We start from the raw sequence: 24,399 nt of genomic DNA, 5'->3' as shown, positions 1-24,399 counted from the left end.
AGACTGCCCACGGAGGCATTCCACACATGCCCGTCGAGTTGAACCACACCATCGTCCACGCCCGGGACAACCGGGAGTCCGCCGCTTTCCTCGCCCGCATCCTGGGGCTCGAAGTCGGCGCCGAGTGGGGGCCGTTCGTCCCGGTCGCCACGAGCAACGGGGTCACCCTGGACTTCGCCACGATCCCCGCGGAGTCGATCGTGATGCAGCACTACGCCTTCCTCGTCTCCGACGAGGAGTTCGACGCCGCCTTCGCCCGCATCGAGGAGGCCGGCGTCACGTACTACGCGGATCCGCACCTGAAGCAGCCGGGTGAGATCAACCACCACCACGGCGGCCGCGGCGTGTACTTCCTGGATCCCGCGGGGCACGGCATGGAGATCATCACCCGTCCCTACGGCAGTCACCAGCAGGCCGACGGCGCCTGACGGGGACGACGCGGACACCCGACGGGCGGCGGTCCGGACCCCGTGGTCCCGGACCGCCGCCCGTCGCGCTGTGGGTCAGTCCCCCGTGACGAAGGCGGCGACGGCGTTCGCGAACTCCGAGGGCTGCTCCAGGTGCCCGAAGTGGCCGCTGTCCTCCAGGACCAGCAGTTCGGCGCCCGGGATCAGCTTCTGCAGTTCCTCGGCCCACCGCACGCCGCAGATCACGTCATGGCGCCCGACGACGACCAGTGCCGGCACCGTCAGCGAGCCCAGCGTGCCGCGGTCGTCGATCAGGTCCGGGGACAGATCGGCGTCCAGACCGGAGATGTACCACCCCGTGACCGATTCCCGCAGCGGGGCGAACTCGCTCTCCCTGCCCCAGTAGTCGGCGAAGTACGCCGGCATGATCCCGCGGATCGCGGCCACCATGTCCTCGTCGCCCGCGAGGGAGGACACCGACTGGAACGCCTCCAGGACACCCGGCAGACCGGGGTGGTCCGCGTGCCGGGCGGCGAACTCCTCGACCTTGCCCATCGCCTCGGCGCCGTGCTCCGGGCCGGTGACCGGGGCGCTGTCGTAGAGGACGATCCCGGCGATCCGGTCGGGCCGGTGCAGGGCGTGGTACTGGACGACGAAGCCGCCGTGGGAGTGGCCCAGCAGGTGCACCGTGGGCACCCCGAGGTGGTCGACGACCCTGTCCAGGTGCCGGCTGTAGAGCTCGCGCGTGTAGCCGTGCGGGTGGGTGGGCAGCCGGCCCGAGCCCCCGGTGCCGACCGGTTCGACGTAGACCATCGTCAGGTGGCGCTCCAGCTCGGGCATCCGCAGGTACTCCCAGGCGATGCCGGGGCCGCCGGAGTGCGCCACGCACACCGGGCCGGCGCCGTGTACGTGGTAGCGCTGGTCGACACCGTTCACGGTGATCGTGTGCGTGCCGGTGGCCAGCGGGCCGGTGGCGGGTGCGTTCATCGCGGTTCCCATCGGAGAGGGGGAGGCTGACACCGACAGGACGCGGGCGGGGGCAAGGAGTTCGATCGGGGCGAGGTGACCTCGGTCACAGCGGTCACACGGTGTTGGGCTGCGGCACACGCGCCTGGTGGAAGAGACGCAGCCGCTCCACCCGGCCGGCGGCGAGGGTCATGATCCAGGCCACCGCGGGCGGGCAGTGGTCGGGGTTGTCCGGGGGATTGATCAGGTCCATCTCCCAGACGGTGAGCGCCTTGCCCGCGGCCACGTGGACGGGCCGCTGCCGGACACCGGCGGTCAGGTCGGACTCCATCCCGAGCAGCAGCAGGTCCGTGCCCCCCAGCCGGACGTCGCCCCGCATCAGCGCGACGCCGGGGCTCCACCGCTCGGCGAGCACCTTGCCGAAGTCGCCGCGCTCGGCGGCCGCCAGCGTGTCGTGGGCCTCCTGCCAGCTGGCCGACGTGCGCCGCGCGGCGTCGCTGTGGGCGCCGGCCGCGGTCGCGGCCAGCGCCTCGGCGAGTTTGGCCCGCCCCTGGCTGAGCCGGCTGCGGATCGTCCCCACGGGCACCGCGCAGGCCTGGGCGATCTCCTCGTACGAGGTGACCCGCGAGCTGAAGTGCCGCAGGACCAGCGGTACCCGCAGGGTCGGCGAGAGTTCCTCCATCGCCTCCCAGATCCAGTCGCGCAGCGCGTGGCGCTCCAGGACCTCCTCGGGACCGGGGCCGGCGGCGATGCGGGTGAGGTCGTCGAGGGGCACGGTGTGCGCGGACGTCCGCAGGAAGCTGCGGCAGGCGTTGCGCACGATCATGCGCAGCCACGGGCCGACGGCCGCCGGGTCGCGCACGTCACCGATGCGCCGCAGGGCGGTCAGCGCGGCGTTCTGGACGGCGTCGTCGGCGTCGGCCCCGGGGCCCAGGATGCTGAGCGCGACCGCGCGCATGCCGGGCTGGTGGGCCTCCAGCAGCAGCCCCAGGGCCACGACGTCACCGGCCTGCGCGGCACGGGTCAGGGCCACGTCGCCGCCGGGTTCCGCCACTGGGGAGGGGTCACGCCTCATGCCGCACCTTCCTGTCCCCCGGGGCGGAACGTCGCACGGCTTCCGCTCCGCGGGCACCTCACACATCAAGGAGCACCACGCCGGGAGCGCTTCGGGGAACCGGGGAGGGGGTGGGACGCGGAGCGTCGGCGGGTGCTGCACCGCGAGCCCCGACCGTAACACGCTGCGCCCCAGGCACGTTCGGGACCGCCGGCCTTCGGACGACACGTTCGTTGTCGTTCCCGGCATGACAGCGAACCCGGCCACTTCCGCGGCCTGCGGGCCCGGCCCGCGAAGCCGCGCCTGCCCGCGGGGGGTCGCGGCCGCGGCGGTCCGCGTGACGAAGGACGAGGGGCTGGGGAAGGCCACCATGCCGGGGCCCGCCCAGGAACCGGACGCCGGCGGGCACGTCGCGCTCCACGTCCACTTCGGCAGCGCCGACGCTCCACACGCGGCGATCCTGGACCGGCTACCCGGAACAGCGAGCCGCCCCCCGCGTTGCCTTGCGGGGTGGTGTCACCGGGCCCGGAGGCATCGACGGACCGCTGATGAGGGGCTTGAGCACCGGCTTCACCCGGGCCGGAGGAGCGCTCCGTAACGGAGATGTGGCAGTTCGGTGCCAGCTCGATCGAACCTTCTTCCTCTCCGCGTTCGCGGCCCTGGCCGACGCCGCATCGCGGACCTGGTGCGACAAGAAGACCGCCCAGGGCAAGCACCACACCCAGGCCCTGCACTGGCTCGCCAGACGCCGGGCCGACGTCCGCTTCGGCCAGGCTCAGCCGGCTGATCCTCAGCGGCCTCGCCGCACACGGGGCAGTCCCGCTCGTCGACCGAGTCCATCACGCCGGGTGACCGCAAAAGTCGCACGGCCGCATGCCCTCACCCGCCGACTCCCGAACAGGCACGTCATCAATCATCAAAGCCGCACTGCCACCCGATCACCTTGACCGAAGACGTAGGGCCCCGCGCGGGACCCCTGGCGGGGACGCAGGCAGGCCGCACACGTGCTCTCGCCGAGGGCGGCGTCCCGCTGCGGCAGGCGGTCCGGGAGGTGGACGTGCTGCCGCCGTACGCCATCTCATCGGCGCGGTGCACGCGACGCGGCGAGCGTCGCACAGCGCGGCACAGGAGCGCTTCGGACGGGGCGTCGTCGTCCTCCTCCCCGGTATCCTCCGCGCCCCCGCCCCCGGCACGCCGGCAGGAGCGGAAGCCCCCGGGCCCCACCCCGTGACACCGTCGGCGGTGGTCTCGTCGGACTCACCCTGGCCCCCGTCCTCCGCGTGCGCGGCCTCGCGGTCCGGGGACCGGGACCCCCGCCCTCGCCGGTGCGACCCGTGAGGGCGAATACTGGAGACGACCGACCGGCCGGGGACCCGTGACCTGCGGCCGGCGGCGGAAAGAGCGCGAACCGGCGCGACGGGAATCCCCGGCGGCCGCGCACCGTTGCCCACATAGCGGGAAACGGACACGACAAGAGGGAAGGACCGACCATGACCGCGCCGACGAACAACAAGGCCATCCTGGCGGGCGGCTGTTTCTGGGGTATGCAGGACCTGATCCGGAAGCTGCCCGGCGTGACCTCGACGCGGGTCGGGTACACCGGCGGCGACGTGCCCAACGCCACCTACCGCAACCACGGGACGCACGCGGAGGCCATCGAGATCACCTACGACCCCGCGGAGACCGACTACCGGGCCCTCCTGGAGTTCTTCTTCCAGATCCACGACCCGACGACGAAGAACCGCCAGGGCAACGACATCGGCCTGAGCTACCGGTCGGCGATCTACTACGCCGACGACGAGCAGAAGAGGGTCGCCGAGGACACCATCGCGGACGTCGAGGCATCCGGGCTGTGGCCGGGCAAGGTCGTCACCGAGGTCGAGCCCGTGGGCCCGTTCTGGGAGGCGGAGCCCGAGCACCAGGACTACCTGGAGCGCTACCCCGAGGGGTACACCTGCCACTTCCCGCGTCCCGGCTGGAAGCTGCCGGCCCGCGCCAAGGACTGACCCCGGCACGACGGCACGCGGTGCGGCCCCACCCCCTCGGGGGCGGGGCCGTACTCGTCCGTCCCCGCCCCGGTCATGCGCGTGAGCACGAGTACAAGGAGGACGGATGGCGGACGCATCTGCGCCGGCGGTGGCACCCCAGGGCCCGGCCCGCACGGGCCGGCTGTCGGACCTGATCGCCGACGACCTGCCGCTGCTGCTGGTGGGCATCAACCCCGGCCTTTCCTCGGCCCGGGCGGGGCACCATTTCGCCACCCCGGGCAGCCGGCTGTGGCCGGCGCTGCACCGAGCCGGCTTCACCCCGCGGCAGCTCACCGGCCAGGAGGACACCGAACTGCTGCGGTACGGCATCGGCCTCACGTGCATCGTGCGCCGGCCGACCGTCCGGGCGGCGGAGCTGTCCCGGGCCGAGCTGGTGGCGGGCGGACGGACGCTGCGCCGCCGGGTGCGCGCCCGCCGCCCGGTGTGGCTGGCGCTGCTGGGCGTCACCGGCTACCGCGCGGCGTTCGGTGTGCCCGACGCCGTGGTGGGCCCCCAGGAGGCGACGATCGGCGGGACCCGGATCTGGGTGCTGCCCAACCCCAGTGGGCTGAACGCGCATTACCCGCCGGCCGCCCTCGCCCGCGAGTTCACCCGGTTGCGCCTGGCGACCGGGATGCCGGACCTGTCCGGCATCCCGATCGACACCGCGTAAGGGACACACCCGTCAGAGGCGGTCGGCGACCTTGCGCGCCAGATCCGTCAGCGGCTGGGCCTGCTCCTGCCCGTCCTCGAGGCGTACCAGCCGGATCGAGACCCACTGCTCGCCCACCCGCAGGAAGACCTCCCCGTCCGCCAGGTACGCCTCGTCACCGACGTCCTTGAGCGGCTTCAGCGCGTCCCCGTGGATCTGGTGCTCGGCGTCGTAGTAGTTCTTGCCCGACTCGCCCGTGTACACCTCGACCTGCCCGGTCGGGCCGTCGGGCGGCGCGGTGTAGGTGCAGGTGTCCCCGATCGCCCTTCCGTGTCCCAGCGGCATGCCGGCGAGCTGGTCGGCCTCCAGCTGGGTCACCAGGGAACAGGGGTCGTCAGACGCCGCGGGGGTCGAGGGAGACGGAGTCGACGCCTGCCCGTCGTCCGGCTGCGACGTCCCCGGAGCCGCCCCGCCCCCCGCGGGGGTGCTCGCGGCGGGCGCGCTCGGCTTGTCGCCGGCGTCGGTCGCCGCGTCCTGGCACCCCTGAAGCGCCAGCACCAGCAGCACCGCGACCGGCGCCCCCAGCAGTGCGCGACGCCTGCCGCTCAGCGATCCGGTCCGCGTTCGGCCACGGGTCCGGGTATGGGTGTTCAACATCGATTCGGTCCCCCCAAGATTCCGTTGTTCGTCCCCGCCCGGCACGATGGCCCGCGCAGGTGAACCTACAGACGTACCGAATCGGCCATGGGGTTTCAGCCGAATCGAGACCGCGCGTCGGAGGCACTCGGGCAGCGCACGCCACGCCGTTCCCGCCCCCGTACGGGAACACTCCGACCCGATATGACGTATCGTCAGTTCGCTGGGCGACCGGCCGAACGGACCGTCCCGAACGGTGCCGGGGCGTCCGGGAAGGGGTGGGCGAGGCCCCGCCGGTCTCCCGGTGGACGGAAGCCGCGCGAGGACCCGCCCCCACTCCGCTCAGCCCTCGTCGGCCGCCGCGAAGGTGACGTCCGCCGTGTCGACGGTCCCACCCCGGCGGCCCGGGGCGCTCTGCCACTTCCAGTACAGGTTGGTGTGCGCGACGACCTGCTCCGGCGTGGGCGCTCCGTACGCGGTGAGGTCCTCCGTGGTGTGCGCGTCGCCGACCAGCGTCACGTCGTAGCCGCGGACGAGGCCGCCGTGGAGGGTCGAGCGGATGCACGCGTCGGTCTGGGCGCCGGTGACGACGAGACGGCCGACCCCGCGCTCGGCGAGCAGCGCCTCGAGATCCGTCTCCTCGAAGGAGTCGCCGTACCTCTTGTGGACGAGGGGCTCGGCGTCCGCGCGAACGAGCTCCGGCACGTACTGCCACGCCTCGCTGTCCCGCTTGAGGCCGTCGTCCGAGTGCTGCACCCAGAGGACGGGCACGTCCTGCGAACGCGCCGCGCCGACCAGGGTGTTGATGTTGGCGATCACCTCGTCGCGCCGGTGGGCACCGTCCACCACCCCGTTCTGGACATCGATGACGAGGAGCGCGCTGTTCGGCCGATCGGGCAGGGTCGTCATGAGGGGGACCTCGGTTTCTCGTCGCGGACCTGTGTCGGCTCTCACACTAGAACGGGCCACTGACAAAGCCTCCGACGGAACGAACGGAGCCGGCCCGGCGCACGGTCCACGGGCGGGGCAAGTCGGCCCGCCCTGCCGCTCCTTGACGGACCGACGGCCGAGCGCGCGGTGCCGTCCGCCACGCCCCGGGACCCGGTCGTGATCCGCCCCGGCATCGGAGGTGGCCCGATCCGGGCCCGTGCACTGCCCGGACCCTCTCCAGTGGCGAGGCTCCATAACCCTCCATAGCGTCTGTTTTCGACGGCTCACCCAGGTCAGCGGAAAGCAGGTACGCGTCATGAAGCATCCTCGGTCTCTCCGAGCCGTTGTGGTCACGGCGACCGCGGCGACGCTCGCGGCGGGCGCGGTCGGCTGCGGGAGCGGCAGCAGCAACATCAGCGACGTGCACAAGGTGAGCGCCCACACCGTCCATTCGGGGGAATCGATCCAGGCGGCGGTGGACCAGGCGGCACCCGGGGACGTCATCGACATCGAGGCCGGCACGTACAACGGGAGCGTGCAGATCTCCACGCCCCGGCTGACGCTGCGCGGCGCGGGCACCGCCACCGTCATCATGCCGAGCAAGACCGGCAAGGAGAACGCCTGCGCCAAGGCGGGCGAGGGCCTGTGCATCACGGGGTCGGCGAAGAAGAAGGCCACCGACGTGCGGCTGGAGTCGCTGACGGTGACCGGGTTCAAGACCAACGGCATCCACGCCACCCAGGCCGACGGCCTGCAGGTGGTGAAGGTGACGTCCCGGGACAACAAGCAGCAGGGCATCCTGCTCGAAAAGTCCGTTCGGGGGCAGTTCACCGGCAACACCTCGACGAACAACGGCGAGTCCGGGATCTTCCTCGCCAACTCGATGAACACCGAGGGCGGCGCCCTCGACACCCAGGGCGCGGTCGTCAAGGACAACACCCTGAACGGGAACCGGATCGGTGTCACGCTGCGCCGGGTCCGCAACGTCTCCGTCGAGCACAACACGATCAGCGCCAACTGCGGCGGCATCTTCGTGGTGGGCGACGAGGGGGTTCCCCGCGGCGGCGCACTCACGGTCAGCCACAACACGGTCACCAAGAACAACAAGTACTGCCCGGCGACCGCCCGCCTCCCCTTCATCCAGGGCGCCGGCATCGTGCTCACCGGCGTGGAGAAGACCGTCGTGACGGACAACGACGTGCGCGGCAACACCGGCAAGTCGCCGATGTCCGGGGGCATCGTGCTCTTCAAGAGCGTGGTGGGCAAGGCCAACACCGGCAACGCCGTCCACGACAACGTCGTGCGCGGCAACCAGCCGGCCGACCTGGCCAACCGCGACACGGCGGGGACCGGCAACACCTTCACCAACAACCAGTCCGAGACCTCGGAGCCGCGGGAACTGCAGGCAATGCACTGACCCCGCGGCAGCACTCCCGGCGCGCGGCCCCCACGGTGACGGGGTCGCGCGCCGTCACACCGCCCCCGTAAGGGCATCCCCCGGAATGACCATGTCGGTGTAGGGTGTGCCCATGCCCTCCAGGACGCCGCGCGCCGCCACTCGGGAAGACTCCGTGCCCGAGACCGCCGCCGCCCTGGTCGACCTGCTGAACTCACGCCCCTACGCCGGCATGCCCGACAAGCTCGACACCCCCGGATCGGCCACGGCCGTGCTGCGCCCCTTCGGGCAGGAGGACGACGACGCCCCCTCGCCGCGTCGCGTGGAACTGGTCCGTGCCGTGCGTGACGACCTGATCGCCCTGGCCGAGCACCACGATCCCGACGACTCGGCGGCCGACTGGGCGGCCTTCTCGGGTCGCGTGTCGTCGGTCGCCTTCCAGCAGGACTTCTCCGTGCCCGGCACCGTCTCCATGCGGCAGACCTCCGGCGATCCCGTGGTCGGCCGGATCACCCTGGCCGTCGCCGAACTCGTCGACGCCGGCACATGGTCACGGCTGCGCCTGTGCGCCAGCGAGATCTGCCGCGAGGTCTTCTACGACACCAGCCGCAGCCGCACGCGGCGCTGGCACTCGTACGAGGTGTGCGGCAACCGCGCCAATGTCGCGGCGTACCGGGCCCGCACCGGCGCTTCCGCCCCGGCGGGCGACGCCGCTCACTGACGGTTCCCCGGTCCCGGCCCCCGCGGGGCCGGGACTCTCCCACGCGCGCCGTGCGGCGCGCCGTGCCGCCGCCACAGCTCCCGCCGCCACCCCGGGCCACCCCTCCCCACGGAAACATGGCCTATTTCATATAGACCTTTACATCGATATCGTCGCGATGTTAGCGTCGTAAGCGTCAGTCATTGAAAGCCGCTTACCGAGGTGCTGCTCACCCGCGCGCCCTTAAGGAAGAACATGTCCGTGTATCGAGCCCTCCAGGTGTCCGGATCCGGCGACTTCGCCTTCGTCGAGCGGGAGGTGACCGAACCGCTGCCGGGGCAGGTGCGCCTGCGCGTGGAGGCCTGCGGGGTCTGCCACTCCGACAACCTCGCCGTCGCGGGGGCGGTGCGGCCGGACCCCTCCGTGCCGATCGTCCCGGGCCACGAGATCGTCGGCGTGATCGACGCCGTCGGCGCCGGCGTGACCGCCTGGCAGGTCGGCGACCGGGTCGGCGTCGGCTTCCTCGGCGGCCCCTGCCACACGTGCGACTCCTGCCGCCGGGGCGACTTCGTCAACTGCGCCGCCCAGCCGACCACCGGCACCACGACGGACGGCGGCTACGCCGAGGTCGCGTACGCCCGGGCGAGCGGCCTCGTGCGCATCCCGGACGGCATGTCCTCCCTCGACGCCGCCCCGCTGCTGTGCGCCGGCCTCACCGTTTTCAAGGCGCTCCAGCAGATCGGCGCCCGGCCCGGGGAACTGGTCGCGGTGCAGGGCATCGGCGGCCTCGGCCACCTCGGTGTGCAGTACGCGCGCAGCCTCGGCTACCAGGTCGCCGCCATCGCCCGCGGCACGGAGAAGGCCCCGCTCGCAGCGGCGCTGGGCGCGGAGCACTACATCGACAGCCTGGCCACGGACCCGGCCCAGGCCCTGCGGGAGCTCGGCGGAGCCGCGGCGATCATCGCCACGGCCGCCAACAACGCCGCCATGGGCCCGCTGGTCGGCGGGCTGGCGCCGCGCGGCCGCCTGATCATCGTGGGCGCGGGCGGCGAGCCCGTCCCGGTCGACCCGGTCGCGATGATCTTCGGCACCCGGACCGTCACCGGCAGCCTGACCGGCTCGCCGATCGAGAACGAGGACAACCTGCGCTTCGCCCTGCGCCAGGAGATCCGGTCGATGAACGAGGTCATGCCCCTGTCGGAGGCCCCGAAGGCCTTCGCGCACATGATGTCCGGCCGCGCCCGCTTCCGCGTCGTCCTCGACACGCGCGGCTGACCCGCCGAACGACCACGGCACCGCCCCCGGCCGACGCGCCGGGCGGCGGTGCCTGCGCGTTCACGACGCCGCGGCACCGGTTCCCGCCACCGGATGCGCGGGCCGGTCGCCGCGATGATCCTGGACATGGATCCGCCGCACCCCACAGACGAGGACTGGTCCCCATGAAGGTCGGCATCGTCGGAGCGGGCTCCGTGGGAGCCGCCACCGCTCTCTGCCTGGTCGAGCGGGGCGGTATGTGCCGGGAGATCGTCCTGGTCGACCGCGACACCGGACGGGCCGAGGGCGTCGCCGCCGACCTGCGCTACGCCGCCCCGCTCTCCCCCACCGTGCGGGTGCGCGCGGGCGGCTGGGCGGACCTGTCCGGCGCCACTCTCGTGGCGATCACCGCGGGCGTCAACGAACGCACCGGCGGCGCCACCGACCGCGCGGACCCCGAAGGGCGGCTGCGCCTGCTGGACACCAACACCACGGTGTTCGCCGACGTCGTGCCCCGCGTCGCGGACGTGGCGCCGGAGGCGGTCCTCATGGTCGTCACCGACCCTCCCGAGCCCCTCGCCGAGGTGACACGGCAACTCGCCGGGCACGACCGGGTCTTCTCCACCGGGACGCTCATCGACAGCCTCCGCTTCCGCGTCCACCTGGCCGACCGGCTGCGGGTGAAACCGGCCGACGTGCAGGCGATGGCCGTCGGCGAGCACGGCACCTCGGAGGTGCTGCTGTGGTCCTCCGCCACGGTCGGCGGGATCCCCGTCGCGGAGATGCTGCGGCGGTTCGGCTCCTCGGTGGCCGAGGCACGCCCGCGGATCGAGGACGCCATCCGGTACGCGAACATCACCATCATCGAGGGCACGGGCGCCAGCCAGTTCGGCATCGGCGCCGTCTCCGCCCGCCTCGTCGAGGCGGTGCTGCGCGACGAGGGCGCGGTGCTCCCCGTCGCCGCGCACTCCGCCGCGTACGGGACGACGCTCTCACTCGCGGCGGTGCTGGGCGCCGAGGGGGTGCGCGAGGCGTTCGAGCCCGCCATGGACGAGCAGGAGCGCGAGGGGCTGATCCTCAGCGCCGCCGTCCTCCGCAAGGCTGCGGACCGGGCGCTGAGCCTGCTGTGACCGCGGGCGCTTCCCGTGCGGGCCACGGGACCACGCCCGTGCCGCCCGCCGCCGTACCGCGCTCCGGCGCGGAGTGGTTGACGCACCGCGCGCCGATGCCGAACAGGACGCGCGGCGCCGAAGGGTGACCGCGGGGTCCTCCGCCCGGAGGGCCCCGCGGTCACCTGTGAGGGCGTCAGCCCAGCGCCTCCTCGAAGCTGCTGTGACCCGTCGCGGCCACGAGCGACGCGCGGAGCGCACGGCAGCCGCGCTGTGCCGCGTCGTCGAGGTCCGCGGCGGAACGCGGCTGCTGGTCCGGGTGCTTCTCGGCCCATTCCGCCAGCGCGATGGTGAGCTGCGCCTGCGCGCCGACCTTCGAGCCGACGCTCTTCACGTCCGGCTCCACGTCCTTGAGGAACGCGCAGAACGCGGCGCTGTCGACCGGATTCCCGTCCTGCTCCGGGGCCTTGGACACGTCGCTGCCCGGCGCGCCGCCATCGGTGCGCGACGCGGCGGAGGACGGCGCGTCCACCGCTTCGGACTTCCCATTGCCCCCGCACCCGGTCACCAGGAGCACCAACAGGGCAGCGGACACCGCATACTTCATGACTCCCCCTCCCGCCCGGACGCCCCCACGGCATCCGGCGGCCGGAGCCTAGTGACCTGCCGGCACGGGCGTCCCGCCTGCGGCGCGGACGTGCCGAACGGTGACACACCCGCAGTCGCCGGGTGACATACCGCAGGTCACGGCCGGCATCCCGGGTATTGGCTGACCCTTCATCACGGTGACACCCGGCAAGGCTCGATGCGTCAACACGGTTCGACAAAGCTGATCCGGGCATGTCAATTGGGCCGCGCACCCCCCGCCGCGGCCGACCAGGAGGACGCAGTGAAGAAAAGCCCCCGGATCCGCAGAGTCTCCGTCGTCTTCGGCGGCGCCGCCGCGCTGGTGCTCGCCCTGCCGGGCGTGGCTTTCGCCGCCCCGCCGCCGGCCCTCCCCGCCAACGCGGACAGCTTCGAGCAGGGCTTCGAGCCCGCCTTCGACTACGACACCGACGGCTGCTACTCCTCGCCCGCCATAGGCCGGGACGGCACGATCAACCCGGGCCTCAACCCGACAGGCGCCCTCAACGGCAACTGCCGCGACGCCTCGGACCTCGACAACACCAACGGCTACTCGCGCTACAAGTGCAACAACGGCTGGTGCGCGATCATTTACGGTCTCTACTTCGAGAAGGACCAGGCCGTCCCGGGCATCAGCCTCGGCGGCCACCGCAACGACTGGGAGCACGTCGTCGTCTGGACGCAGAACAACCAGGCGAAGTACGTGGCCACTTCCGCGCACGGCAACTTCAACGTCTACAGCGCCGACCAGGTCCGCTGGGACGGGACCCACCCCAAGGTCGTCTACCACAAGGACGGCGTCGGCACCCACTGCTTCCGGCTCGCCAACACCAACGACGAGCCGCCGGAGAACCACTACCACACCTGGCAGTACCCGACCCTCGTCGGCTGGAACGGCTACCCCGCGGGCCTGCGCGACAAGCTCAGCGCGTACGACTTCGGCAGCGCCGTCTTCGGCCTGAAGGACGGCAACTTCAACGCCCACCTGGCCAAGGCCCTGCCGGCCGGGGTGCCGTTCGACCCCAACGCCTGATGACGCACGCCGGGGACGGGACGGCGCTCACGCCGGCCGCCGTCCCCTCCCCGGCCCTTCCTGCGGAAGGTCACGCCACGTCGAGCGCCGCGAACTCCTCCGCGGTCAGAGCGAGTTCGGCGGCGGCCACCGAGTCGCGGATGGTCTCCGGCCGGCTGGACCCCGGGATCGGTACGACGACCGGGGACTTGGCGAGCATCCAGGCCAGGCACACGCGCTGCGGGCTGACGCCGTGCGCCTCGGCGACCTCGGCGAACCGCGCGTAGGCGGACCCCAGTTCACGGGCCTGCGAGATGCCGCCGAGCGGGCTCCACGGCAGGAACGCGATCCCGAGCTCGTCGCACAGGCGCAGCTCCGGCTCGCTGGAGCGGAAGGCCGGGGAGAACTGGTTCTGCACCGAGACCAGGCGGCCGCCCAGGATCTCGTTCGCCAGCCGGATCTGCTCCGGGTTCGCGTTGGAGATGCCGGCCATGCGGATCTTGCCCTCGTCGAGCAGGTCGCGCACCGCGCCGACCGAGTCGGCGTACGGCGTCTTCGGGTCGGGGCGGTGGAACTGGTACAGCCCGATCGCCTCCACACCCAGGCGGCGCAGGGAGTCCTCGCACGCCTGCTTGATGTGCGCGGGCGAGCCGTCCAGCGTCCAGCGGCCGTCGCCGGGGCGCAGGTGACCGCCCTTGGTCGCGACCAGCACCTCGGAGCCGCGCCCGTGCGAGGCGAGGGCCTTGGCGATCAGCGCCTCGTTGTGGCCGACCTCGTCGGCGTGCAGGTGGTAGGCGTCCGCGGTGTCGATCAGCGTCACGCCGGCGTCCAGCGCCGCGTGGATGGTGTCGATGGACCGTGCCTCGTCCGGCCGCCCCTCGATCGACATGGGCATCCCGCCCAGGCCGATCGCGCTGACCTCGATGTCACCGATGCGGCGAGTCTGCATGTGTCCGTGACCTTTCCCGACGTGCGTCCCAGCCGGTGTGCCCGGCTGGTCGTGCCGGCACGACCGGAGATGTCCGCGGCCGGGCCGGCACGCCACACAGCCTGACCGCATCCGGGCCGACACGTCCAACAGGAGAAAGCGAACACATTCAGGAGTTACGCTTCTGAATCATGGAACTACGGCATCTGGAGCACTTCGTCGCGGTGGCGGAGGAACACCACTTCACCCGCGCCGCCGAACGGCTGATGATCTCCCAGTCGGGGCTGTCCGCGTCGGTGCGCGCCCTGGAGCAGGAGCTGGGCGCGCCGCTGTTCGTGCGCAGCACCCGCAGCGTGGAGCTGACCGCCGCGGGCGAGGCGCTGCTCGCCGAGGCCTCCCGTGCCCTGTCCAGCGTGCGCGCCGCCAAGGAGGCGGTGGACGCGGTGCAGGGCCTGATGCGGGGCGTCCTCACCATCGGCACCGAGCAGTGCGTCGCGGGAGTGGACCTGCCCGCCCTGCTCGCCCGCTTCCGCTCCCGGCACCCCGGTGTGGAGATCAGGCTGCGGCAGGCCGGGTCGGCGGCGCTGGTCCAGGACATCACGACGGGCCGGCTCGACGTGGCGTTCACCGCGCTGTGCGGTGAGGCCCCGGAGGGGGTCCGCTTCCAGCCGCTGACACGCGCCCCGATGGTGGTGCTCTGCCACCCGGACCATCCGCTGGCCGGAGCGGGGAAGGTGGACTGGGACGAGCTGGGCGGCGAGGTGTTCGTGGACTTCCACCCCGACTGGGGGGCGCGCGGCCTGAGCGACCGGGCGTTCGCGGCCAACCTCGTGCACCGCCGGGTCGCCCTGGAGGTCAACGACGTGCACAGCCTGATCGACCTGGTGCACCACGGGCTGGGCATCGCCGTCGTACCGCTGCCGATCGCCCGCAAGGACCACGCGGCGGGCCTGCGCACCGTCGACCTGGTGGGCGCCGAGGACCACCAGTGGGAGGTCTCGGCCGCCCTGCCGAAGGCGGACCGGGTCAGCCCGGCCGCCCGCACCCTGCTGTCCTACCTGCCCTGAAGCCGCCCGAACGCGGAACCGCGAGAACGTGACACCGCTCGACACGAGAACGCGGAGCCACTGAGACGACGACGGAGACACCCATGGCCTCTCCGGAAGCACGGCCCGGTCCCGGCCCGCGGGCCGTGACCGCCGAGGACCGCCGGCGGGTGCGCGCGGCGCTCACCGCCACGGCCTGCGCCGCCCGGGAGGCGCTCGCCGAGACAGCGCGCGACCACGCGGGGCTGGCCGACGACTGCGTCCTCGACGCGGCCGACGAGGCGGAGCGCACGGCGCGGTCCCAGTCGACCGCCGACCGCGCGGAGCACGCCCGCCAGGAGTTGCGCCTGGCCCGCGAGGCACTGAGCCGGCTCGACGGCGACGACTACGGGACGTGCGTCTCCTGCGGGCGGCCGATCGACAGGGAACGCGTGCTGGCCCTGCCCCTCGTCCGGCACTGCATCGACTGCGCGGCGGCCGCCCGGCGCTGAGGTGCCCGGGCGGGCCCGACACGCCGTCCTGACCAGCGCGGACGTAAACTGGCAGAGCCCGCCCGGCCGGTGTGCGGTCCTCGGACCGCATGACGGCGCCGGCTGGGCGAGCTCCGGCGTAGGCCTGTTCCCGGGCGGGTCAGCCGCGGTCGGCGGTCCCGCCCCCGGTCGGGGCCGAGGTGTGCTGGACGCCGCCGGGCCGCGGGGGACGCCGGGTGTCGTCGGCGCTGCGCCGTGCGGCCTCGGCGACGGCCTCGGGCGTGATCCCGAACTCCTGGTAGATCCGCTCGTAGTCGGCCGACGCCCCGAAGTGCTCCAGGCTCACGATCCGTCCCGCGTCGCCGACCACCTCGCGCCAGCCCTGCCCGACCGCGGCCTCGACGCTCACCCGGGCCCGGACGGCCGGCGGCAGGACCTCGTCCCGGTAGGCCTGTTCCTGGGCGGCGAACCACTCCCGGCACGGCATCGAGACCACCCGCACGGTGCGGCCCTCGGCGGTGAGCAGGTCGGACGCGGCCAGGGCGATCTGCACCTCCGAGCCGGTGGCCACCAGGATGACGTCCGGTTCGGCCCCCGGTCCCCGGTCGGCCAGCACGTAGCCGCCTCTGGCGGCGTCGCGGGCGGGGGCGAATCCCCCGTCGGGACCGCGGTCCAGGACGGGGAGGTTCTGCCGGGTGAGGATCAAGGCGGCGGGCCGGTCCTTGTGCTCGAGGACGGTGTGCCAGCACACGGCGGTCTCGTTGGCGTCGGCGGGACGCACCACGTCGAGGCCGGGGATGGCGCGCAGCGCCGCCAGGTGCTCGACGGGCTGGTGCGTGGGACCGTCCTCGCCCAGGCCGATGGAGTCGTGGGTCCACACGTAGATCGTGGGCAGCTTCATCAGGGCGGCCAGCCGCACGGCCGGGCGCATGTAGTCGCTGAAGGTCAGGAAGGTGCCGCCGTAGGGGCGGGTGAGGCTCTGCAGGGCGATGCCGTTGAGGATCGCGCCCATCGCGTGCTCGCGGATGCCGAAGTGCAGGGTGCGGCCGTAGGGGCCGCCCTTCCACATGTCGGTCTGGTGCTCGGGCGGCAGGAACGACGGCTCGCCCTCCATCGTGGTGTTGTTGCTCCCGGCGAGGTCGGCCGAGCCGCCCCACAGCTCGGGCAGCACCCCGGCGAGCGCGGTCAGCACCTTCCCCGACGCCTTGCGGGTGGCCATGCCCTTCTCGTCGGCCGGGAACTCCGGGATGGCGTCGGCCCAGCCCTTCGGGAACTCCTGGGCCCGCAGCCGGCTCAGCAGGCGGTCGTGGTCCGGATGGGCCGCGCGCCAGGCCTCGAACCGCTCCTGCCAGCGCTCGTGCTCCTGGCCGCCACGCTCGCGGACCGCCCGGGCGCGCTCCAGGACGGCGTCCTCGACAACGAAGTCCCGGCCCGGGTCGAAGCCCAGGACCTGCTTGGTGGCGGCGACCTCCTCGTCGCCCAGGGCGGAGCCGTGCGCCTTGCCCGTGCCCTGCTTGGTGGGCGCCGGCCAGCCGATGACGGTGCGCAGCACGATCAGTGACGGGCGGTCGGTCTCCCGCTGCGCCGCGCCGACGGCCGTGAGCAGCGCGTCGACGTCCTCGACGTACTCCCCCGTGCGGGTCCAGTCGACCGTCTGCACGTGCCATCCGTACGCGGCGTAGCGGGCGGCCACGTCCTCGCTGAAGGAGACGTTGGTGTCGTCCTCGATGGAGATCCGGTTGGAGTCGTAGAAGACGACGAGGTTGCCCAGGCGCTGGTGGCCGGCGAGCGAGCTGGCCTCGGAGGTGACGCCCTCCATGAGGTCGCCGTCCGAGGCGATCACGTACACGTGGTGGTCGAACGGGCTGGTGCCGGGGGCCGCGTCGGGGTCCAGCAGTCCGCGCTCGCGGCGGGCGGCCATGGCCATGCCGACGGCGCTGGCCAGGCCCTGGCCCAGCGGGCCGGTGGTGATCTCCACGCCCCGGGTGTGCCGGTGCTCCGGGTGGCCGGGGGTCGCCGAGCCCCAGGTCCGGTAGGCCTCCAGGTCGGAGAGCTCCAGTCCGTAGCCGGACAGGTACAGCTGGATGTAGAGGGTCAGGCTGGAGTGCCCGCAGGACAGCACGAAGCGGTCCCGGCCGAGCCATTGGTCGTCGGCCGGGTCGTGCCGCATGACCCGCTGGAAGAGCAGATAGGCCAGCGGGGCCAGGCTCATGGCCGTGCCGGGGTGGCCGTTGCCCACCTTCTGCACGGCGTCCGCGGCGAGCACGCGGATCGTGTCGACCGCCCGTACGTCCGTCGCGTCCCACCCCGCTTCCGCCGCCACCGGGGAGGAAAGGTCCCGGTCCCGCTCGAAGACCGTTCCCCCGGACTGCCGGCTGGTCATACCACCACTCCCTCGCTCACTGACGGACTCCCGCGGGGGCGGCGCCGCACCAACCGCCTCCTGGACGACGCGTACCCCGGCATCACGGCCGAAACGTCGGCTCCTTCCATATGACGTGAGGATCCGGCCCCGCGCGACCGCGCGTACCCCGGCCGGTGCCGGGTCTGCGGGCGGACGGCGGCGGGCGCACACTGAGGGGGCGGGAGCGGCCGGACGCGGCCCGGTGCAGCCTCGCGCAGCCGGACGAGGATCCCCGGAGGGGCATGAACAGCACGGCCCACGACCCGTACATCCGTGTGCGCGGCGCCCGTGAGCACAATCTGCGGAACGTCGACGTGGACATCCCGCGCGACGTCCTCGCGGTCTTCACCGGAGTGTCCGGGTCGGGCAAGTCCTCGCTGGCCTTCGGCACGATCTACGCGGAGGCGCAGCGCCGCTACTTCGAGTCGGTCGCCCCGTACGCCCGGCGCCTGATCCACCAGGTGGGCGCCCCGGCGGTCGACGAGATCCTGGGCCTGCCGCCGGCCGTCGCCCTGGAACAGCGCCGCGGCTCCGCCACCTCGCGCTCCTACGTCGGCACCGTGACCACGCTGTCCAACACGCTGCGGATGCTCTTCTCCCGTGCCGGGCGCTACCCCGAGGGCGCGCCGCGGGTGGACTCCGACGCCTTCTCCCCCAACACCGCGGTGGGTGCCTGCCCGGTCTGCCACGGCCTGGGCCGGGTGCACCGGGCCACCGAGGAACTGATGGTGCCGGACCCGTCGCTGAGCATCCGGGAGGGCGCGATCGCCGCCTGGCCGGGCGCCTGGCACGGCAAGAACCTCCTGGACGTGACGCGCACCCTCGGCCACGACGTCGACCGGCCGTGGCGCGACCTGCCGCGCGCGGACCGGGACTGGATCCTGTTCACCGACGAGCAGCCCGTGGTGACGGTGCATCCGGTGCGGGAGGCGGGCCGTATCCAGCGCCCGTACCAGGGCACCTTCCAAAGCGCCCGGCGGTACGTGCTGCACACGTTCGCCGACTCCAAGAGCCAGGCGCTGCGGGCCCGCGCGGAACGCTTCCTGGAGAGCTCGCTCTGCCCGTCCTGCGGCGGCAGCCGGCTGCGCCCCGAGTCGCTGGCCGTCACCTTCGCCGGGCGGACCATCGCCGAACTCAACGCCCTGCCGCTGGCGGATCTCGCGGAGGCGCTGCGGCCCGCGGCGCTCGGCCGGGTGGACGACCTCCCCGAAGGGCCGGAGCGGCAGATCGCGACGACGCTCTCCGCCGATCTCGTGACGCGCGTGGAGGTCATCACGGAACTGGGCCTCGGCTATCTGAGCCTGGACCGGACGACCCCGACACTGTCCCCCGGAGAGCTGCAACGGCTGCGGCTGGCGACGCAGTTGCGGTCGGGCCTGTTCGGGGTCGTGTACGTCCTGGACGAGCCGTCGGCCGGGCTGCACCCGGTCGACACCGAGGCGCTGCTGACGGTGCTGGTGCGGCTGCGCGAGGCGGGGAACACCGTGTACGTCGTCGAGCACGACATGGACGTGGTGCGCCGCGCGGACTGGGTCGTCGACGTCGGGCCGCGGGCCGGCGAGCACGGCGGCCGGGTCCTGCACAGCGGCCCGGTGGACGCGCTGGCGTCGGTCGGGGAATCCGCCACCCGCCGCTTCCTGTTCCCGTCCGGGCCCGACCCCGCGGCCGGGCGCACGCCGCGCGAGCCCGCGGCCTGGCTGCGGCTGGAGGGCGTCACCCGGCACAATCTGCGCGGCTTGGACGTCGAGCTGCCGCTCGGGGTGTTCACGGCCGTCACCGGGGTGTCGGGCTCGGGGAAGTCCACGCTGGTCGGCGTGCTCGGCGCGGTCCTGACCGAGCACCTGGGACCGGACGGCGGCGGCGCGGAGGACGCCGGGGACGAGAGCGGCGAGGCGGAGGGCGGCCCCGCCGACCCCCTGACCGGCGTCACGGCCCACGGGGTGGAGACCGTGGACCGCCTGGTGCTCGTCGACCAGAAGCCGATCGGCCGCACGCCGCGCTCCAACCTCGCCACCTACACGGGGCTGTTCGACGCCGTGCGCAAGCTCTTCGCCGCCACCGAGGACGCGCGGCGGCGCGGCTGGAAGGCGGGCCGCTTCTCCTTCAACGTCACCGGCGGGCGCTGCGAGACCTGCCAGGGCGAGGGCTTCGTCGCCGTGGAACTGCTCTTCCTCCCGGGCACGTACGCGCCCTGCCCGGTCTGCCACGGCGACCGCTACAACGAGGAGACGCTGGGCGTCCGTTACCGGGGGCGGAACGTCGCCGAGGTCCTGGGCACGACCGTCGACGCGGCGGCCGAGTTCTTCGCCGACGTCCCCGCGGTGGCGCGCAGCCTGCGCACCCTGCGCGAGGTCGGCCTGGGCTACCTGCGGCTGGGGCAGCCCGCGACCGAGCTGTCGGGCGGCGAGGCGCAGCGCATCAAGCTCGCGTCGGAGCTGCAGCGCGGCCGCCGCGGCCACACGGTGTACCTGCTGGACGAACCCACGACGGGGCTGCACCCGGCCGATGTGGAGCTGCTGATGGGGCAGTTGCACGGGCTCGTCGACGCGGGCCACTCCGTCTTCGTGGTCGAGCACGAGATGGGCGTGGTCGCCGGCGCCGACTGGGTGGTCGACCTGGGCCCCGGCGGCGGTGACGCCGGCGGCCGCGTCGTCGCGGCGGGACGGCCCGCGCAGGTGGCGCGGGCGCCGGGGAGCCGGACGGCGGAGTACCTGGCGCGCCGGCTCACGGGCTGACGGGCGTGGGGCTCCGGACGACGCCGCGCCGTGCCGTGCCGTGCCGAGTCGTGTCGGACACCTTCACACCATCCGATATGACACAGAATGTTCCGGTGTTCTGCGGGCGATACGACGTCCGCCGTCCGACCCCCTTGGAGGACCGGTATGGCTACCACCGTCGCGGACGTCATGGTCGCCACCCTGGCGGCCTCCGGGGTGCGGCGCGTCTACGGCCTGCCGGGTGACTCCCTCAACGGCTTCACCGACGCCCTGCGCCGCAACGCCTCCGTCGGCTGGGCCCACGTGCGGCACGAGGAGGCCGCCGCCTTCGCCGCCGCCGGCGAGGCGGGCGTCACCGGCCGGCTCGCGGTCGCCGTCGGAAGCTGCGGCCCGGGCAATCTGCACCTGATCAACGGCCTGTTCGACGCGCAGCGCAGCCGCGTCCCGGTACTGGCGATCGCCGCGCAGATCCCGCGCGTCGAGATCGGCGGCGAGTACTTCCAGGAGACACATCCGCAGGACCTGTTCCGCGAGTGCAGCGTCTACTGCGAGATGGCCTCCACCCCGGAGCAGGTGCCCCGGCTGCTGCGCATCGCGATGCGCGCGGCACTGGAACGCGGCGGCGTCGCGGTCCTCGTCGTCTCCGGTGAGCTCTTCCTCGCCCCCGCCTCGCAGTCCGGCGCCCCGCGCCCGGTGACCGGCACGCACACGCACGTACGCCCGGACGACGCGGCCCTCGCGCGCGCCGCCGAGGTGCTCAACGCGGCGGAGCGACCGGCGATCCTGGGCGGCGCGGGCTGCCGCGACGCCCACGACGAGGCGGTCGCGCTGGCCGACGCCCTCAAGGCGCCCATGGTGCACTCGCTGCGCGGCAAGGAGTATTTGGAGTACGACAACCCCTACAACGTGGGGCTGACCGGCCTCATCGGCTACAGCTCCGGCTACCGCGCGATGGAGCACTGCGACGCGCTGCTGATGCTCGGCACCGACTTCCCCTACCGGCAGTTCTACCCGGGGGCCGAGGTGCCGGTCGTCCAGGTGGACGTGCGCGGCGAGCACATCGGGCGGCGCACCGAGGTGGAGGTACCCCTCGTCGGCACCGTCAAGGACACCGCCGCGGCCCTGCTGCCGCTGCTCCGGCCCCGGACCGACCGCTCCTTCGCCGACCGGATGACCGGCCACTACCGTGGCGTACGCGCCCACCTCGGCCACCTCGCCGAGGGCGGCACGTCGGACGGGCCCATGCACCCGCAGCACGTGGCGGCCGCCGTCGACCGGATCGCGGGCCCCGACGCGGTCTTCACCGCGGACGTCGGCACCCCCACGGTCTGGGCGGCCCGCTACCTGACGATGAACGGGCGGCGCCGGCTCGTCGGCTCCTTCAACCACGGCTCCATGGCCAACGCGCTCCCCCACGCGATCGGCATCCAGGCCTCCCACCCCGGCCGGCAGGTCGTCGCCTTCTGCGGCGACGGCGGCCTGACGATGCTCCTCGGCGAGCTGATCACCCTGCGCCAACTGGACCTGCCGGTGAAGGCCGTCGTCTTCAACAACAGTGCCCTCGCCTTCGTGGAGCTGGAGATGAAGGCCGCAGGTTTTGTGAACTACGGCACCGGACTCGACCACGTCGACCTCGCCGACGTCGCCCGCGCGGCCGGCCTCTTCGGCGCCCGCGTCGACCGCGCCGACCAGCTCGGCGACGCCCTGACGGCCGCGTTCGCCCACGACGGCCCCGCCGTGATCGACGCGCGCACGGCCCGCCACGAGCTGTCCATGCCGCCGAAGATCACCCTCGAACAACTCAAGGGGTTCACGCTCTTCGCGACCCGCACCATCCTGTCCGGCCGCGCCGACGAGATCGTGGAACTCGCCAAGACCAACCTGCGCGAACTCAAGATCGGCTAGGCCGACGCTGCCCGGCCGGTGAGTGCGGACGCCGGGCGTCCGCCCGAGAGGAGCACCCTCGCGTCCAGTGCCGTACGTCGCGGCTCGGTTGTCGTGTCCAGGGTCCGGGTGATCGCCAGCGGTGGAGCGAAATGGCCGCGCGCCGACGGCACTGTTCGTGTCAGGCTGCTCGGCATGTCCGGTCGCGCACGAGTTCCGGAGTGATGGCGGAGGCCTCGGCGCATCTCGTGTCGCCGGACTTGGAGCAGGCGCAGGTATGCGTATGCGGTCGGATCATGGAGGTCCTGCCCGAGACGGCCGACGTCGCGCCCGGCATCGCCGCCCATGTGGCGCGCCACCGCTGCGAGCAGTAGGAGCCAGGGAATGGAGCCATGGGAACTTTGCCGAGCGGTCGAGGCAGGAAGAGCGACCGCTTCGGAGTCGGGCCTTCGGGTCGATGATGTGGTCGTCATCCACAACTCGGACCGTGTCGCACTGCGCCTGCTCCCCTGCGACGTTCTCGCTCGGGTCGCGCCGTCGGGGCATGTGCCCGATTCCGAGTTCGAAGTGGCGGTTGCTCGCCGTCTCGCGGACGCCGACGCTCCGGTCGCCGAACTCGACCCGCGGGTCGACCCCCGAGTCCATGTGCGTGACGGCTTCGCCATCTCGTTCTGGACCTACTACGAACCTGTGGCATCGCAGATCACGCCGGCCGACTACGCGGACGTCCTCCTGCGGCACCATGCCGCCCTGCGCCGGATTGATCTGCGGGCACCGCATGTCACCGACCGGGTCGCCGCGGCCCTCGGAGAGGTGAACGACCGTGAGCGATCCCCGGAGTTGCCCGATGCGGAGCGGCAACTCCTCAGGGACACCCTCAGTGGACTGAGCGTCGCGATCAGCGTCGACAGCGCCCGCGACCAGCTGTTGCACGGCGAGCCCCATCCGGGCAACCTCCTCAACACGAAGAGGGGGCCGCTTCTCGTCGACCTCGCCACGTGCTGCCGTGGGCCGGTCGAGTTCGACCTCGCCCATGCGCCCGAGGAAGCGGGAACCCACTATGCGGGGGCTGACCAGGGTCTGATCCACCGGTGCCGCGCCCTCAACTGGGCTTTGTTCTCGGTCTGGCGCTGGCGCCGGGACGACCAAATGCCGGACCGGGACAGCTGGAGGGTGGAGGGGCTCCACCGGGTTCGTGCTGCCCTCGATCGCTGCGGACTGGGCTGAACTCCCAGCGGTGCGACCGCCACCCCGGTCGCCGCGCCGCTGTCCGCCTCGACGGCCGCGCACTGGAGCCGGCCGTCGCCACGGCCGGCCCGGAACCTGCTCGTCGGCGGCCAGGCGGTCCCGCAGTCGGGCGGCGGCTGAGCTGCGGCCCCGCGGCCACGCGTCATCGCACGACGACGGACCGCACCGGGTCAGCGGGCCCACGTCGGCGCCGGGTCGGAGCGCTATTCGCCGCGCAGCAGCGCGATGAACGCGTCGGCGAAGGCGGGCAACGGGGCAATGGGGAGATCGCCGGTGAACACGGAACCCTCGCCGCCGGGGGGTTCGCGACGTCCCTCGGGATCGTGGGTGCCCAGCCCAGCAGCCGGGCACGGCGGTCCGCCTCCGGCCAGGCGGGGCGCCCGGGGCCCCCCGGGGACGGCGCACGGGACGGGCCCGCTTCGAGGACCGCCGCCAGCTCCCGGCACGCGGGCGCGACCGGCGGGGGTCGAGGGATCCGCGCATCCGCGCACCGGCGGCCGACTCGCGCGCCCCACGCGGCACTCCCGGCCCACGTCCCCCCATTTCCACAGGGGTTCGGCCTCCGTAAACCCGTTCGACGCCGTTGTGTGCGTGGGAAAGATCACCTCGCAAGGCCGCGCCGCCCCCGGGGATTTCGCGGCAGGATGCGGTGCCTCCCCACCCGGGTGGTCTCGACAAGCCGGCGGGGCTACCGGCCCCCTGGAAGAACCGCAAGGAACGTCCCTTGAGATCATCACCGAGACGCTGGAGCGTGCTCGCCGTCGCCGGCGCCGCCGTTCTCTCCCTGGCGCATCCCGCCACCGCGTCCCCTGATTCCCCAGAATCCGCCTCCTCCGCCGCCACCCCGGCACGGAACAACGTGCCGCCCGGCACCCACACCGTCACACTGATCACCGGCGATGTGGTCACGACCCGTCAGTCCTCCGGCAACGGCA

21 protein-coding genes are annotated in these 24,399 nt (G+C 73.0%); 14 read left to right on the top strand and 7 right to left on the bottom strand.

Annotated elements, in window-relative coordinates:
• Nucleotides 1-26: 26 nt before the first annotated feature.
• Complete coding sequence (locus tag ACIP98_RS13345; protein ID WP_319657799.1) at nucleotides 27-428, top strand: VOC family protein; 402 nt, start codon at nucleotides 27-29, stop codon at nucleotides 426-428.
• Nucleotides 429-503: 75 nt separating this feature from the next.
• Here the strand turns inward: ACIP98_RS13345 and ACIP98_RS13340 are convergent, their stop codons facing one another.
• Both ACIP98_RS13340 and ACIP98_RS13335 read right to left on the bottom strand, forming a co-directional pair.
• On the bottom strand, nucleotides 504-1,394 hold the full coding sequence (locus ACIP98_RS13340; protein WP_319657800.1) for an alpha/beta hydrolase: 891 nt from the start codon (nucleotides 1,392-1,394) through the stop codon (nucleotides 504-506).
• 94 nt (nucleotides 1,395-1,488) lie between these two features.
• Nucleotides 1,489-2,448, bottom strand: coding sequence for a sigma-70 family RNA polymerase sigma factor (locus ACIP98_RS13335; RefSeq protein WP_319657801.1), 960 nt, complete (start codon nucleotides 2,446-2,448; stop codon nucleotides 1,489-1,491).
• Nucleotides 2,449-3,917: 1,469 nt separating this feature from the next.
• Here ACIP98_RS13335 and msrA point away from each other — a divergent pair.
• Nucleotides 3,918-4,433, top strand: a complete 516-nt coding sequence (gene msrA, locus ACIP98_RS13330; RefSeq protein ID WP_319657802.1) for a peptide-methionine (S)-S-oxide reductase MsrA — start codon at nucleotides 3,918-3,920, stop codon at nucleotides 4,431-4,433.
• A gap of 106 nt (nucleotides 4,434-4,539) precedes the next feature.
• Complete coding sequence (mug, locus tag ACIP98_RS13325; protein ID WP_319657803.1) at nucleotides 4,540-5,127, top strand: G/U mismatch-specific DNA glycosylase; 588 nt, start codon at nucleotides 4,540-4,542, stop codon at nucleotides 5,125-5,127.
• Nucleotides 5,128-5,139: 12 nt separating this feature from the next.
• Here mug and ACIP98_RS13320 read toward each other — a convergent pair whose 3' ends face one another.
• Together ACIP98_RS13320 and ACIP98_RS13315 are read right to left on the bottom strand one after the other, a co-directional pair.
• Nucleotides 5,140-5,763, bottom strand: a complete 624-nt coding sequence (locus ACIP98_RS13320) for a hypothetical protein (RefSeq protein WP_319657804.1) — start codon at nucleotides 5,761-5,763, stop codon at nucleotides 5,140-5,142.
• A gap of 321 nt (nucleotides 5,764-6,084) precedes the next feature.
• Nucleotides 6,085-6,651 carry a cysteine hydrolase family protein gene (locus tag ACIP98_RS13315; protein ID WP_401975666.1) on the bottom strand — a complete coding sequence of 189 codons (567 nt, stop codon included), beginning with the start codon at nucleotides 6,649-6,651 and terminating at the stop codon, nucleotides 6,085-6,087.
• A 337-nt stretch (nucleotides 6,652-6,988) separates the two neighbouring features.
• Between ACIP98_RS13315 and ACIP98_RS13310 the strand changes: the two genes are divergently transcribed.
• The 4 genes from ACIP98_RS13310 to ACIP98_RS13295 all read left to right on the top strand — a co-directional run bounded on the left by ACIP98_RS13310 (nucleotide 6,989) and on the right by ACIP98_RS13295 (nucleotide 11,152).
• Entirely contained in the window at nucleotides 6,989-8,089 is a 1,101-nt protein-coding gene (locus ACIP98_RS13310) for a nitrous oxide reductase family maturation protein NosD (protein ID WP_401975664.1), read from the top strand.
• Nucleotides 8,090-8,201: 112 nt separating this feature from the next.
• Nucleotides 8,202-8,789, top strand: coding sequence for a CGNR zinc finger domain-containing protein (locus tag ACIP98_RS13305; protein ID WP_401975661.1), 588 nt, complete (start codon nucleotides 8,202-8,204; stop codon nucleotides 8,787-8,789).
• Between the two features lie 234 nt (nucleotides 8,790-9,023).
• A complete protein-coding gene (locus tag ACIP98_RS13300; protein WP_319657808.1) occupies nucleotides 9,024-10,043 on the top strand; it encodes an alcohol dehydrogenase catalytic domain-containing protein in 1,020 nt (339 codons plus the stop codon).
• A 164-nt stretch (nucleotides 10,044-10,207) separates the two neighbouring features.
• A complete protein-coding gene (locus tag ACIP98_RS13295; protein ID WP_319657809.1) occupies nucleotides 10,208-11,152 on the top strand; it encodes a lactate/malate family dehydrogenase in 945 nt (314 codons plus the stop codon).
• A gap of 175 nt (nucleotides 11,153-11,327) precedes the next feature.
• On the opposite strand, the gene ACIP98_RS13290 is transcribed toward ACIP98_RS13295, so the two are convergent.
• On the bottom strand, nucleotides 11,328-11,738 hold the full coding sequence (locus ACIP98_RS13290) for a hypothetical protein (RefSeq protein WP_319657810.1): 411 nt from the start codon (nucleotides 11,736-11,738) through the stop codon (nucleotides 11,328-11,330).
• A 282-nt stretch (nucleotides 11,739-12,020) separates the two neighbouring features.
• Here ACIP98_RS13290 and ACIP98_RS13285 point away from each other — a divergent pair, with 282 nt between their 5' ends.
• Entirely contained in the window at nucleotides 12,021-12,788 is a 768-nt protein-coding gene (locus ACIP98_RS13285; protein ID WP_319657811.1) for an NPP1 family protein, read from the top strand.
• A gap of 70 nt (nucleotides 12,789-12,858) precedes the next feature.
• Here ACIP98_RS13285 and ACIP98_RS13280 read toward each other — a convergent pair whose 3' ends face one another.
• The gene (locus ACIP98_RS13280; RefSeq protein ID WP_319657812.1) at nucleotides 12,859-13,716 is read right to left on the bottom strand and encodes an aldo/keto reductase; all 858 of its coding nucleotides are present in this window, start codon (nucleotides 13,714-13,716) and stop codon (nucleotides 12,859-12,861) included.
• 170 nt (nucleotides 13,717-13,886) lie between these two features.
• Between ACIP98_RS13280 and ACIP98_RS13275 the strand changes: the two genes are divergently transcribed.
• Both ACIP98_RS13275 and ACIP98_RS13270 read left to right on the top strand, forming a co-directional pair.
• Nucleotides 13,887-14,762 (top strand): LysR family transcriptional regulator, encoded by an 876-nt coding sequence (locus ACIP98_RS13275; RefSeq protein WP_319657813.1) that lies wholly within the window; start codon nucleotides 13,887-13,889, stop codon nucleotides 14,760-14,762.
• 83 nt (nucleotides 14,763-14,845) lie between these two features.
• The gene (locus ACIP98_RS13270) at nucleotides 14,846-15,232 is read left to right on the top strand and encodes a TraR/DksA C4-type zinc finger protein (RefSeq protein WP_319657814.1); all 387 of its coding nucleotides are present in this window, start codon (nucleotides 14,846-14,848) and stop codon (nucleotides 15,230-15,232) included.
• Nucleotides 15,233-15,371: 139 nt separating this feature from the next.
• Here the strand turns inward: ACIP98_RS13270 and tkt are convergent, their stop codons facing one another.
• Nucleotides 15,372-17,594: a transketolase gene (tkt, locus tag ACIP98_RS13265; protein ID WP_319657815.1), complete on the bottom strand. Its 2,223-nt coding sequence runs from the start codon at nucleotides 17,592-17,594 to the stop codon at nucleotides 15,372-15,374.
• 263 nt (nucleotides 17,595-17,857) lie between these two features.
• Here tkt and ACIP98_RS13260 point away from each other — a divergent pair, with 263 nt between their 5' ends.
• From ACIP98_RS13260 to ACIP98_RS13245, 4 genes are all read left to right on the top strand, one after another.
• Entirely contained in the window at nucleotides 17,858-20,350 is a 2,493-nt protein-coding gene (locus ACIP98_RS13260; protein ID WP_401975657.1) for an ABC transporter, read from the top strand.
• Nucleotides 20,351-20,497: 147 nt separating this feature from the next.
• Nucleotides 20,498-22,237, top strand: coding sequence for a ubiquinone-dependent pyruvate dehydrogenase (gene poxB, locus ACIP98_RS13255; RefSeq protein ID WP_401975654.1), 1,740 nt, complete (start codon nucleotides 20,498-20,500; stop codon nucleotides 22,235-22,237).
• A 363-nt stretch (nucleotides 22,238-22,600) separates the two neighbouring features.
• Nucleotides 22,601-23,443: a phosphotransferase gene (locus ACIP98_RS13250; RefSeq protein WP_319657818.1), complete on the top strand. Its 843-nt coding sequence runs from the start codon at nucleotides 22,601-22,603 to the stop codon at nucleotides 23,441-23,443.
• Between the two features lie 745 nt (nucleotides 23,444-24,188).
• Nucleotides 24,189-24,399 (top strand): hypothetical protein (locus ACIP98_RS13245; protein WP_401975651.1); only part of this gene is annotated, 211 nt, incomplete at its 3' end.

It is taken from the genome of Streptomyces sp. NPDC088354, from assembly GCF_044753585.1.
GTDB lineage: Bacteria > Actinomycetota > Actinomycetes > Streptomycetales > Streptomycetaceae > Actinacidiphila.
This window is presented reverse-complemented; position numbering and strand designations above follow the sequence as displayed.

Coding starts and splice junctions, on each gene's coding strand:
- ACIP98_RS13345 (WP_319657799.1), top strand. CDS start 27: ATGCCCGTCGAGTTGAACCACACCATCGTCCACGCCCGGGACAACCGG.
- ACIP98_RS13340 (WP_319657800.1), bottom strand. CDS start 1,394: ATGAACGCACCCGCCACCGGCCCGCTGGCCACCGGCACGCACACGATC.
- ACIP98_RS13335 (WP_319657801.1), bottom strand. CDS start 2,448: ATGAGGCGTGACCCCTCCCCAGTGGCGGAACCCGGCGGCGACGTGGCC.
- msrA (WP_319657802.1), top strand. CDS start 3,918: ATGACCGCGCCGACGAACAACAAGGCCATCCTGGCGGGCGGCTGTTTC.
- mug (WP_319657803.1), top strand. CDS start 4,540: ATGGCGGACGCATCTGCGCCGGCGGTGGCACCCCAGGGCCCGGCCCGC.
- ACIP98_RS13320 (WP_319657804.1), bottom strand. CDS start 5,763: ATGTTGAACACCCATACCCGGACCCGTGGCCGAACGCGGACCGGATCG.
- ACIP98_RS13315 (WP_401975666.1), bottom strand. CDS start 6,651: ATGACGACCCTGCCCGATCGGCCGAACAGCGCGCTCCTCGTCATCGAT.
- ACIP98_RS13310 (WP_401975664.1), top strand. CDS start 6,989: ATGAAGCATCCTCGGTCTCTCCGAGCCGTTGTGGTCACGGCGACCGCG.
- ACIP98_RS13305 (WP_401975661.1), top strand. CDS start 8,202: ATGCCCTCCAGGACGCCGCGCGCCGCCACTCGGGAAGACTCCGTGCCC.
- ACIP98_RS13300 (WP_319657808.1), top strand. CDS start 9,024: ATGTCCGTGTATCGAGCCCTCCAGGTGTCCGGATCCGGCGACTTCGCC.
- ACIP98_RS13295 (WP_319657809.1), top strand. CDS start 10,208: ATGAAGGTCGGCATCGTCGGAGCGGGCTCCGTGGGAGCCGCCACCGCT.
- ACIP98_RS13290 (WP_319657810.1), bottom strand. CDS start 11,738: ATGAAGTATGCGGTGTCCGCTGCCCTGTTGGTGCTCCTGGTGACCGGG.
- ACIP98_RS13280 (WP_319657812.1), bottom strand. CDS start 13,716: ATGCAGACTCGCCGCATCGGTGACATCGAGGTCAGCGCGATCGGCCTG.
- ACIP98_RS13275 (WP_319657813.1), top strand. CDS start 13,887: ATGGAACTACGGCATCTGGAGCACTTCGTCGCGGTGGCGGAGGAACAC.
- ACIP98_RS13270 (WP_319657814.1), top strand. CDS start 14,846: ATGGCCTCTCCGGAAGCACGGCCCGGTCCCGGCCCGCGGGCCGTGACC.
- tkt (WP_319657815.1), bottom strand. CDS start 17,594: ATGACCAGCCGGCAGTCCGGGGGAACGGTCTTCGAGCGGGACCGGGAC.
- ACIP98_RS13260 (WP_401975657.1), top strand. CDS start 17,858: ATGAACAGCACGGCCCACGACCCGTACATCCGTGTGCGCGGCGCCCGT.
- poxB (WP_401975654.1), top strand. CDS start 20,498: ATGGCTACCACCGTCGCGGACGTCATGGTCGCCACCCTGGCGGCCTCC.
- ACIP98_RS13250 (WP_319657818.1), top strand. CDS start 22,601: ATGGAGCCATGGGAACTTTGCCGAGCGGTCGAGGCAGGAAGAGCGACC.